Source organism: Corallococcus sp. AB049A (assembly GCF_003668885.1).
In the GTDB taxonomy this organism is placed as follows: domain Bacteria; phylum Myxococcota; class Myxococcia; order Myxococcales; family Myxococcaceae; genus Corallococcus; species Corallococcus interemptor.
Genome location: NZ_RAWL01000336.1, coordinates 1 through 9,727, shown reverse-complemented (window position 1 = coordinate 9,727; position 9,727 = coordinate 1). Strand labels below are relative to the sequence as shown.

General features: G+C 64.8%; 11 protein-coding genes and 1 pseudogene. 8 read left to right on the top strand and 4 right to left on the bottom strand.

The annotated features are described in order from the left end of the window. A pseudogene (locus D7X55_RS28905) lies at positions 1-188 on the bottom strand (uracil-DNA glycosylase); the annotation flags it as partial. Between the two features lie 208 nt (positions 189-396). On the opposite strand from D7X55_RS28905, the gene D7X55_RS28900 reads away from it, so the two are divergent. Next, on the top strand, positions 397-960 hold the full coding sequence (locus D7X55_RS28900; RefSeq protein WP_120552716.1) for an NADPH-dependent FMN reductase: 564 nt from the start codon (positions 397-399) through the stop codon (positions 958-960). A 4-nt stretch (positions 961-964) separates the two neighbouring features. Here the strand turns inward: D7X55_RS28900 and D7X55_RS28895 are convergent, their stop codons facing one another. Next, on the bottom strand, positions 965-1,756 hold the full coding sequence (locus tag D7X55_RS28895) for a helix-turn-helix domain-containing protein (RefSeq protein ID WP_304988906.1): 792 nt from the start codon (positions 1,754-1,756) through the stop codon (positions 965-967). 173 nt (positions 1,757-1,929) lie between these two features. Between D7X55_RS28895 and D7X55_RS28890 the strand changes: the two genes are divergently transcribed. The 6 genes from D7X55_RS28890 (at position 1,930) to D7X55_RS28865 (ending at position 7,589) form a co-directional block, all read left to right on the top strand. After that, positions 1,930-2,337 carry a hypothetical protein gene (locus D7X55_RS28890; protein WP_121724737.1) on the top strand — a complete coding sequence of 136 codons (408 nt, stop codon included), beginning with the start codon at positions 1,930-1,932 and terminating at the stop codon, positions 2,335-2,337. Between the two features lie 72 nt (positions 2,338-2,409). Continuing rightward, on the top strand, positions 2,410-3,336 hold the full coding sequence (locus tag D7X55_RS28885; protein WP_121724736.1) for a hypothetical protein: 927 nt from the start codon (positions 2,410-2,412) through the stop codon (positions 3,334-3,336). A 98-nt stretch (positions 3,337-3,434) separates the two neighbouring features. Next, a complete protein-coding gene (locus tag D7X55_RS28880; protein ID WP_233610130.1) occupies positions 3,435-3,974 on the top strand; it encodes a hypothetical protein in 540 nt (179 codons plus the stop codon). Positions 3,975-3,983: 9 nt separating this feature from the next. Then, a complete protein-coding gene (locus D7X55_RS28875) occupies positions 3,984-4,460 on the top strand; it encodes an SMI1/KNR4 family protein (protein ID WP_121724734.1) in 477 nt (158 codons plus the stop codon). 26 nt (positions 4,461-4,486) lie between these two features. Beyond that, entirely contained in the window at positions 4,487-4,954 is a 468-nt protein-coding gene (locus D7X55_RS28870) for an SMI1/KNR4 family protein (protein WP_121724733.1), read from the top strand. 511 nt (positions 4,955-5,465) lie between these two features. Further along, positions 5,466-7,589, top strand: a complete 2,124-nt coding sequence (locus D7X55_RS28865; RefSeq protein WP_158626439.1) for an SIR2 family protein — start codon at positions 5,466-5,468, stop codon at positions 7,587-7,589. Positions 7,590-7,611: 22 nt separating this feature from the next. Here D7X55_RS28865 and D7X55_RS28860 read toward each other — a convergent pair whose 3' ends face one another. Continuing rightward, positions 7,612-8,556 (bottom strand): LysR family transcriptional regulator, encoded by a 945-nt coding sequence (locus D7X55_RS28860; RefSeq protein ID WP_121724732.1) that lies wholly within the window; start codon positions 8,554-8,556, stop codon positions 7,612-7,614. A 46-nt stretch (positions 8,557-8,602) separates the two neighbouring features. Here D7X55_RS28860 and D7X55_RS28855 point away from each other — a divergent pair, with 46 nt between their 5' ends. Beyond that, on the top strand, positions 8,603-9,061 hold the full coding sequence (locus D7X55_RS28855) for an SgcJ/EcaC family oxidoreductase (RefSeq protein ID WP_121724731.1): 459 nt from the start codon (positions 8,603-8,605) through the stop codon (positions 9,059-9,061). On the opposite strand, the gene D7X55_RS28850 is transcribed toward D7X55_RS28855, so the two are convergent. Continuing rightward, positions 9,047-9,727 (bottom strand): phosphopantothenoylcysteine decarboxylase (locus tag D7X55_RS28850; RefSeq protein WP_199747195.1); only part of this gene is annotated, 681 nt, incomplete at its 5' end. The genes D7X55_RS28855 and D7X55_RS28850 overlap by 15 nt on opposite strands.

Sequence of the window (9,727 nt, the reverse complement as noted above, 5' to 3'; positions counted from 1 at the left end):
GCCTTGGTGCGGGCGATCATCGAGCGCACGGACGAGGTGGCGGCGCGCTGCTGCTGGAGCTCGGCGGCGAGCTTCGCGTCGACGAGGAGCGAGCGGCCCGCGGTCTCCTCCTGCCAGAGGAGGTGGCGGCGCACGTCCTGGAGCACATCGGCCAGCTCCTGCGCGGAATCAGGCGTGTCGTCGTTCACGGTGGTGATCGGTATCGAAGGGGCCGTCCCGGTGCAAGGAAGCAGCCGGGGAAGTTGCCTGTACGCTTAGCCCAGGGTCGGGGCTTGCGCCACCTTCCGGGCGGACGCGCTCTGGTCGAATCAGGACACACCCCGGGCGAAGCGCTCTTGCCGCCGGGTGGAGACGGTGAAGATGCCGTCCTTTCCGTTCCACAGGAGCAGCCCGCACATGATCAAGGTGGCCATCGTCGTCGGCAGCACGCGGCCCGGACGCAAGGCGGACAAGGTCGCGGCCTGGGTCCACGACATCGCGAAGAAGCGCAGCGACGCCGCGTACGACATCGTCGACATCCAGGACTTCAACCTGCCCCTCCTGGACGAACCGACCCCGCCGTCCATGCGCAAGTACACCCAGGAACACACGAAGCGGTGGAGCGCGACGGTGGAGGGCTACGACGCGTACGTGTTCGTCACGCCCGAGTACAACCACGGCACGTCCGGCGCGCTGAAGAACGCGCTCGATTTCGTCTATGCCGAGTGGAACAACAAGGCCGCCGGCTTCGTGGGCTACGGCAGCGCGGGCGGCGTGCGCGCGGTGGAGCAGCTGCGCCTGGTCGCCGCGGAGCTGCAGATGGCCACGGTGCGGGCGCAGGTGCAGCTGTTCCTCTCCACGGACTTCGAGCACTACACCGTCTTCAAGCCGGACCCGGCCAAGGAGAAGCAGGTGAACACGCTCCTGGATCAGGTCGTGTCCTGGGGCACGGCGCTGCGCACGGTGCGCGTGAAGCCGTAGTGGCTCAGGTGTCCTGGCGGGCCCGCTCGGTCGCGGCCCGCCGCAGCGCCTCGGCGGTCTCCGGGTCCGCCGGGAAGAACGACTCGATGGCCAGCTCCGCGAGCGTGATGTCCACGGGCGTGCCGAACACCGTGGTGGTGCTGAACAGGGACAGGCGCCCCAGCGACGTGCGGATGCGCAGCGGCACCACCACGCCCGCGAAGTCGCGTGAGTTCGCATCCGGCGCGGCCTCCGGCACCGGGTAGCCGCGCAGCTCCTCCAGCAGCGCCGCGAGCGTGGCATCCGCGGAGACATCCACCTGCCGCGTCAGACGGTGGAGGACGTGGTCACGCCACTGGCGCAGGTTCTCGATGCGCGGTGCGAGCCCGTTCGGGTGCAGGCTCAGGCGCAGGACGTTGACGGGAGGCTGGAGCATCTCCGGCGCCACGTCCGCCAGCAGGACGCCCACGGCGCGGTTCGCGGTGACGAGCGTCCAGTGCCGGTCCACCGCCAGCGCGGGGTACGGCTCATGGCCCGCGAGCACCAGCTCCACGGCCTCGCGCGTGGCATTGAGGGCGGGGTCTTCCAGGGGGCGCTCGGCGAAGACGGGCGCGAAGCCCGCGGCGACGAGCAGGCTGTTGCGGTCTCGCAGGGGCACGTCCAGTTCCTCCGCCAGGTGGAGCAGCATGTCGCGGCTGGGTTGGGAGCGGCCGGTCTCCAGGAAGCTCACGTGACGGGTGGAGACCTCCGCGCGCAACGCGAGGTCCATCTGGCTCAGCCCGCGCCGCTGGCGCCAGCCGCGCAGCAGTTCTCCCACGGGGCGGCTCTGCTGAAGGCTCGTCATGGGAAGGAAGATAGGGGGCGCACGTCATCGCTTCCATTCCCTCGGAGGTAATCGACACCGCGCGAGCCGGCTCGCATCTTGTGCACCGTCGACGGACGGCCATCACGGCCGCCGCCGCGTCCACCCATTGCAAGGATTCGTGTGCCATGAGCGTCAAGAACGTGTCGGGAACCTTTCTGCGCCGCGCGCTGCTGCTGGACGCAGTCGCCAGTGGAGCCATGGGCGTGTTGATGGCGGCGGCCGCGGGCCCCATGGGTCCGCTGCTGGGCCTGGAGCCGGCGCTCCTGCGAGCGGCGGGGCTGGGGCTCATTCCGTTCGCGATGCTGCTCGGCTACCTGGCGTCGAGGGCCCACCTGTCCGCGTGGCCGGTGTGGTTCGTGGTCGCGGTGAACGCGCTGTGGGTGGTGGACAGCGTGCTGCTGATGACGCACGGGCCGACGGCGCCCACGGGGCTGGGAATGGCGTTCGTCACGGCGCAGGCGCTGGCGGTCGCGCTGTTCGCGGCGCTGGAGTACGCGGGCCTGCGGCGCGGTGCGACGGCGGCCATGGCCTGAGTGTCCGGTCCGCGCGGCCCGGGTAAGACACCGTGCCGCGCGGAGGGACGGGCGTTGTTATCGTGGCGGGACATGCTCTCCGTCCCGCGCCCGTGGCTCGTCATCGCAGCGCTGTCCTCCGGGGTCTTCGGCTGCGCCACGGTGGGTGGCGCGAAGGGAAAGGACCTGGTGACGCTGCGCTTCGCGTGGCCGGAGCAGTCCACCATCCGGGTGATGCACACAGTGGACGTCCGGTCGGACTGGAGCGGCCGGATGACGGCGCAGCGCCGGTACGCGATGCGGCTGGGGCCCGGGGATGAGCAGGGCCGCCGGCGGTTGATCATCCAGGACGTGGAAGTGATTGAGGCGCCCTTCCCTGCCTTCGTGGAGCCCCTGGCAACGTCCATCATCGATGCGCAGGGAGAGTTCCAGGGAATTGATCCGCTGGAGGAAGGCCCCGGCCAGGACCTGCTGGACGCGCTGCCGGTGAGTCCCGGGAAGAAGGCGCAGATGGCGAAGGCGCTCACCAACGGGCTGGAGCGAGAGGCGCGCAACCGCTGGGACGAGTGGGTTGGAAGCTGGCACGGAGCGAGCTTCACGCCCGGGATGACGCACGTCGTGCCCATGACGATGTCCGTGGGCACGGGCCGCAAGAAGACCGAGGAGGTCCCCGCGGAGGAACGCGTCCGGCTGGACGTGGGAGTGCCCTGCTCCGACGCGGTGCCGGAACCCAGGTGCGTGAAGCTGAAGCTCGTCCGTGAACCTGTCGGACAGACGGACGAGACCAAGGGAAGGTACGCGCACGTGGAACTGGAGCTGGTGACGGATCCGGCGACGCTGCTGCCGTATTCGTCACGCATCATCCGGATGGACCGCGTGGACTGGAACGGTGGGAAAGGCGAGCCGGACTTCCACGAAGCTGTGAACATGGAGCAGCACACGTTCATCCATGGCGTGGAAGGACCGCCGGGACAGGTCGCGACGAACGCGGGCATGCCGCGCTATCACGCGTCGCCATGAAAGCCAGTCTGCCGATTCGATGTGCCGCTCTTGCAGCAATCGTACTTGTGCTCTTCGGGTGTGGCTCGGCCACTGTCGGCACGATGGGCAAGCCAGCCATGGCGAAGTGGGTGGGAACGGTCAGCACGCCTGACGGCGGACAACTCCAGACGACCATCTATTACGGACCCTGGCAGTGCAGCGCGGCGTTCTTGTCCCGCTGCGAGTCCAAGTGCGCGGCACAGGGGCATGCGCTCATGGGCTGCATGTGGCTGGCCGACATCAAAGGCGACTGGAAGGGACGCTACCTGTTCCTGCCCGCGGAGGCCGGTGGTCGGCTGGCCATCACACATTGCTGCTGCGACTACCCGACGGTATCGGACGGAAAATGGCGACGGGACACCTGGGACAATGCGCGTGCGCGCTACCGGCGCGAGTGGAGTTCTGAATTCGGCGACTGGCCGACCAACCCCAACGGTGTGCCATGGGCTGGGCACCACATCTTCGACCTGGGCCACGGCGGCGCACCGGTGGCGCGGGACAACGTGCTGCCAGTACCTGGCGACGTGCACGGCGTCTTCAACAAGGAATACCCTGCCTGCTATGCACCAGGAGGCAAGTGGTTGACGCCCGGGCCTGAGCGGCCCTACGTGGATTGAGGAGCGCTCATGGCCATGGACTCACTGCTGGCGGAAGTTTCCCGCCTCCACTTCCCGCGTCCGCCCGCGACACCCACGCAGATCGCCGCTTTTGAGGCGCGCGTCGGCTGGAACCTGGACGCGGATTTGCGCGCCTTCTACCTGCACTGCGACGGATGCACGCTTTTCGAAACGTTGCCGGACGCCAAGTATCGGGTCCTCCCGCTGGACGAGATTCAGCGTGCACGGCGTGCCATCAGAGGCTCGGAGGAGGAGGAGGACGGAGCGTCGTCGCACTACACGCTCGTGGACATGCAGGACACCAACTTCGTCATCCTGGACGTGGCTGCTGCGAAGAACGGTCGCTACCCACTGTTCGACGCGTTTCACGAGACGTATCCAGACGAAGCACCGTGCATCGCGGAGTCCTTCGAGGAGTTCCTGGAGAAGGCGCTTCGCAGCGGCAACCGCTCGTTCTGGCTGAGCAGTGAACCGCCAGAGAATTAGGGCGTGGGTTGAGAGCTCCCGTCTTCATGGAAAACCTGCTGACCGAAGTCTCCCGCCTTCACTTCCCCCGTCCACCCGCCACACCCGCGCAGATCACGGCCTTTGAAGCGCGCATGGGGTGGAAGCTGGACGAGGACCTGCGAGCCTTCTATCTGCACTGCAACGGAGCGACGCTCTTCGCCCCGCTCCCGGATGTGCACTACCACATGCTGCCGTTGGAGCGCATTGAACGGGCGCGCGTTGCCATCCGTGGCAATGACAGGGACGCGGCTGGTGCGGCGTCTCTTTACACGCTGGTCGATATGCAGGACTCCGACTTCGTCGTCCTGGACGTGGCACGAAGTGAGTCTGGTCGCTACCCCCTCTTCGACGCGTGGCACGAGACGTTCCCCGAACTGGTGCCTGTTGCATCGTCCTTCGCGGAGTTCCTGGAGAAGGCGCTTCGCAGCGGCAACCGTGCGTTCTGGCTGAGCAGCGGACCGCTGGAGGAATAGGCGTGGGCAGTCAGCCCATGCCCACTTCGGCGAAGTAGTCGAGCCCCCCGGATGCGCGCAGGGAGGTGCTTCGTAGGCTCCAGGAACACAGCGTGGAAGACGACGGTGTCTCCCGGGTTGCGCTCCTCCAGCACCGCGCTGAGCCGTCCGGCCTTCAGATCATCACGCACCTGGAACGCCGCGATTCGCGCGAGTACCGCGCCTGTGAGTGCCAGGTGCCGCAGTGCTTCACTATCACTGGCGAACAGGGTTCCGGAGACGTGCGCGTTTACGGTGGCGTCACGTCCAACAACAGGCCATTCGCCTGCATACGGCGATGGTTGTGCCTAAGCGCACTGAACCAAAAGCAACAAACTCCACTACGGCTGATTGGGCTCCGCCGCCTCAGGTTGATGCCGTCAGCAGCAACCACCAGACTCTACAATCCTCGCCTATGGCAAGCTGCTACTGCTATAAATGGCGGCGAAGAAATTTCGATTCAGCTGACTTGGACTTTCGAGGGCACGAACACATGGACGACGAACAGGGAAGCGATGATCTCAGTTGGCCGAACAATGCTGAGGCCGAAGCTCTCTTAGGGAAACTGCTCGGCGAAAAATTTACCCAGACAGCACTTCGCAGCATCTCGGAAGATGTCGGAATAGACACCCCTGGGGCCATTCTTCGAAGCACCGATCTTGTCTACTCCATTTTAAACAATAGCGGCCAACATCAGAAGATTCAGCTTCTCAAACACCTACTAGGCGAGATTCCAGGCGGGCCGCAGCCCAAACGTGCTCCCCACCTGAATTCAGCCTTGGCTCGACTAAAGATACTCTGCACTGTCAGTAGCAAGATAAAAAATCCCGAAGGCGAGCCTCAGGGCATCTACGACGCCTCCCTCGCAACTGACACTCAAGCCACCCCAACCCAAGCTCCACCATTGCCACTCCAGCAAGCAGCGCCTGAAACCCAACCAAGCATGAACGCAGAGCAGCATGCGCCTATAGCCGCAAGTCCTGAAGTGCTGCTGCGGATGATCCAAACCTTTCACCCAATAGTCTGGGTAGGGGCTGGCGCCTCACAGGCTGCGGGCTACCCAGGTACGAAAGCCCTACTAGCCGCGCTTCAAGATGCCGCAGACGATCCGCTGCCACTAGATAAAGATTTTACGGAAGTCGTCGATGCCTTCGTCCGCTCAATGGGGAGGTCAGCCCTGGAACGAGTGCTAGAGCAAAGGCTCGCCCCTCCACGCACTCCGACCCCCTTCCATCGCTCACTTGCCCGACTGGTGAAGGCAGGAAGTATCCGCACGATCATTACGACAAACTATGATGACTTGCTTGAGCGCGCCTTTGCCGACGCTAACGTCCATGTAACGGAACAACAACTAGATAGGAACTTCCGGGTCGTAGCCACCCCAGACACCCCTCGCCTATTAAAAATTCATGGGGATCGCGCAGACTGGCAGTCAGCCATTCTATCCGGGCAGTCATACAGCGAGTTCAACACTCGATACTCCCGACTCGAAGCGCAACTCAATCTCATGCGCACGCAAAATGCGTTTGTGTTTTTCGGCTGCTCCATGATGGATCCGAGAATCCTGACGTGGCTCGACCAACTTGGCCAATCAGAACGAGAGCGCCTCCAGCCATGGCGAGCAATCATGCTTGAGGCAGGATGGAATGATTTTCTCAGATTTCAGCTCAATGGGCGCCCTTCAACCGAACTGATCAGCGGAACACCGCTCCGACCCATCATTGTCCCGAGCCACGATGCGGCAATTCGACTCTGGACTGAAGTGGCTGACAAGCTGGCTCCACCAGTATCCGCCAACTCAACGGTTGTTCCCCCCGTGCCAAGCATCGCCACATTGACACCCTCTGTAGCTCCAAACAATGAGACAGGCCTCTCCGCCCCTTCCCACGCAACATCAAAAAGACGCCCTCACGGCACAAACAGAGGAGTGTGGTTTGGCTCGGATCGACGAGTATGGAATCGCAATTCGCTCAGCAACACCAATGAAACCGCCCAGCTAGCGAGTTCGTCAGGCGCATATCTACGAGTAATTCCCGGAGGGTGGAATGGAACAATGCCTGGAGCAGCAGCAATGCTCGGCAGACCCAATGACCTGGGATTCACCCCCCTAGGCAGATGGAACAATGGAACATTCGGCGTCAATGCCGATGGCGCGCTTTTTCGAACAGTGGGTTCAAAACTTGATGACGTTTGGCACGCCAGCACAGCAACCCAATGGTTTGACGACACAGGCGAGATCTGGGGTTTCGATGCTGACGCATTGACGCAAACTCCAGAGGGAATTTTTCTCTCCTATGAATATCTCCTCAAACAGTGGCGCACGTTTCTAAACAAATCACTCTCGACCTTGCAGCACTTTGGCGCTACCGGCCCATTTACAATTGAAGCGGGCGTCGTTGGACTCCAGGGAGTCCGCTGGGCTGCCCGATTTCAGCGCGACCAAGTGCTCGCACTCAAGGACGCCGCGTTTTTTGAAGATCGGCGAGAAGACTGGTCCGCAGAGAGCCAACTTCTCTTTCTGGAAAGAGCCTTCAACCATGTTCGAAAGGCCTTCGGATTACAAAACATGTCAGCAGCAGAATTCCAGAGATTACTGAGCAGCTCAAATAGCGCCTGAGCAGGCAACAATTGGTTGTTCTCTATTCGACTTGTCGCAGCACATCAACGACAAGCGTACGGAAGTAGCGCGCACCCGGATCCGCGTCCGTCCGGGTGTGCCAGATGAGGCTCTTGGTCATGCGCGGTGAGGGAAAGGGCATCTCCACCGTGCGCAGGGGCAGCATGTCGCAGAAGGCCTTGGCGACGCGGCGGGGCACTCCCGCCACCAGGTCCGAGCGGGCCGCCGCCATTGCCGCCGCGAAGAAGTGCGGCACCGCGAGCCCCACCTCTCGCGTCAGCCCGTGCTCCTTGAGGATGCGTGCATGCTGCTGGGCGCCAATGCCCGGACGCCCCTCGGCGAGGTGCAGGTCGATGTGCTTCGCCGTGTTGTAGAGCGCCTTCGTCAGTGTCTTGCCCCGGATGCGCGGATGGTCCTTGCGCACGAGCAGCACGGCGTCATCCGTGTACAGCGGTTCCGCGTGGCAGCCCGGCCCCGTGGCCTCCGGGGGCCCCAGGGCCACGTCCACCGCTCCCGTGGTGAGCCCGTCCCGCTCCACGAGGTAGTCGATGCTCACGACCCGTAGGAGCGCAGCGGGAAGACGCTTCGCGAACAGCGCCGCGAGCTTCGGCACGTCCGAGACTCCGTGGTGGTCCGCGCCCGCCAGCGTGAAGGTCCGCGTGCACGTCTCCGGCTCGAAGCCCTGCCCTCCCTCCAGCGCCAACTGGAGCTGACTCACGGCGGACGCAATGAACGGCCGCAGTTCCTCACACCGGGGCGTCGGCACCAGCCCGCGTCCACTGCGCACCACCAGCGGATCCCCCAACACGTCCCGCAGCCGGGCCAGCGCGTTGCTCACCGCGGACTGCGTGACGTGGAGTTCCCGCGCCGCACCGGTCGCGCTGCCGGACTCCAGCACCGCGTGCAGCACGAGGAACAGGTTGAGGTCGATGGCGGAGAGATTCACGCCCGTGATTCTAACCATCATGGACCATCACTGGTGGAGAGGACCCCAGCGGCCTTACTCATGCCCCATGTCCCCAACCACTGACGCCGCCGCCATCCGCGAGCGCATGCACCAACTCTACGAATGCTGGAACCAGGGCGACGCCCAGGCCTACGCCGCATGCTTCACGGAGGACGTGGACTATGTCGCCTTCGACGGCAGCCACATCCAGGGGCGCCAGGCCAACGCGGAGGCCCACCAGGCCCTCTTCGACGGGGTCCTCCGGGGCTCCCAGCTCGACGGTGAAGTGAAGTCCGTGCGCTTCCTCGCCCCGGACGTGGCGCTCATCCACACCGAAGGCGTCATCAAGCTGCGCTGGCAGCGCAAGGCCCCCAAGGGCCGCCGCTCCATCCAGACCATGGTCGCCGTGAAGCGGGACGGCGTCTGGTTCTTCACTGCCTTCCAGAACACCCGCATCCAGCCGCCCAACGTCTTCGCCCGCTGGATGCTCCAACTGATGACACCGAAGCGCTCAGCCGCGCGGTGACACCAGCAACAGCGACAGGATCTCCGCAGCCACCGCGCGCTTGCTCCCCTGCAACACGCGGTCAGGCCCACCGCGCGAAATCACCGTCACCTGGTTCGTGTCCGTCCCGAAGCCCGCGCCCTCCGCGGTGACGTCGTTGGCGACGATGGCGTCCAGCCCCTTGCGCTCCAGCTTCTCGCGCGCGTGCTCCACCACCCGCTCCGTCTCCGCCGCGAAGCCCACCAGCACCGGACGCTTCGGCTTCCCCGCCACCTTGCGCGACGCCTCCAGCAGCACGTCCGGCGTGCGCACCAGCTTCAAGTTCTCCGGGCCCTCGCCCTTCTTCACCTTCTGCGGCGCGCGCGTCTCCGGCCTCCAGTCACTCACCGCCGCCGTGGCGATGAACGCGTCCGCGGACTCCACGCGCGACAGCACCTCGCGCGCCATGTCCTCCGCGCTCACCACGTCCACCACCTCCAGGCCCGTGCGGTCCACCGCGCCCACCGGGCCCAGCACCACCGTCACCTTCGCGCCCAACGCACGCGCCTCGTGCGCCAGCGCCAGGCCCATCTTCCCCGTGGACGGATTGGAGATGAACCGCACCGGATCCAGGTACTCGCGCGTGGGGCCCGCCGTCACCAGCACCGTCTTGCCCGTCAGCGGGCCTCCTCCCAACCGCGCCGCCAC

Excerpts from the sequence above, each read along its gene's own strand:
- D7X55_RS28855 (WP_121724731.1), top strand. The coding sequence starts at position 8,603 with ATGTCCCCAACCACTGACGCCGCCGCCATCCGCGAGCGCATGCACCAA.
- D7X55_RS28875 (WP_121724734.1), top strand. The coding sequence starts at position 3,984 with ATGGCCATGGACTCACTGCTGGCGGAAGTTTCCCGCCTCCACTTCCCG.
- D7X55_RS28865 (WP_158626439.1), top strand. The coding sequence starts at position 5,466 with ATGGACGACGAACAGGGAAGCGATGATCTCAGTTGGCCGAACAATGCT.
- D7X55_RS28860 (WP_121724732.1), bottom strand. The coding sequence starts at position 8,556 with ATGATGGTTAGAATCACGGGCGTGAATCTCTCCGCCATCGACCTCAAC.
- D7X55_RS28880 (WP_233610130.1), top strand. The coding sequence starts at position 3,435 with ATGGCGAAGTGGGTGGGAACGGTCAGCACGCCTGACGGCGGACAACTC.
- D7X55_RS28900 (WP_120552716.1), top strand. The coding sequence starts at position 397 with ATGATCAAGGTGGCCATCGTCGTCGGCAGCACGCGGCCCGGACGCAAG.
- D7X55_RS28890 (WP_121724737.1), top strand. The coding sequence starts at position 1,930 with ATGAGCGTCAAGAACGTGTCGGGAACCTTTCTGCGCCGCGCGCTGCTG.
- D7X55_RS28885 (WP_121724736.1), top strand. The coding sequence starts at position 2,410 with ATGCTCTCCGTCCCGCGCCCGTGGCTCGTCATCGCAGCGCTGTCCTCC.
- D7X55_RS28870 (WP_121724733.1), top strand. The coding sequence starts at position 4,487 with ATGGAAAACCTGCTGACCGAAGTCTCCCGCCTTCACTTCCCCCGTCCA.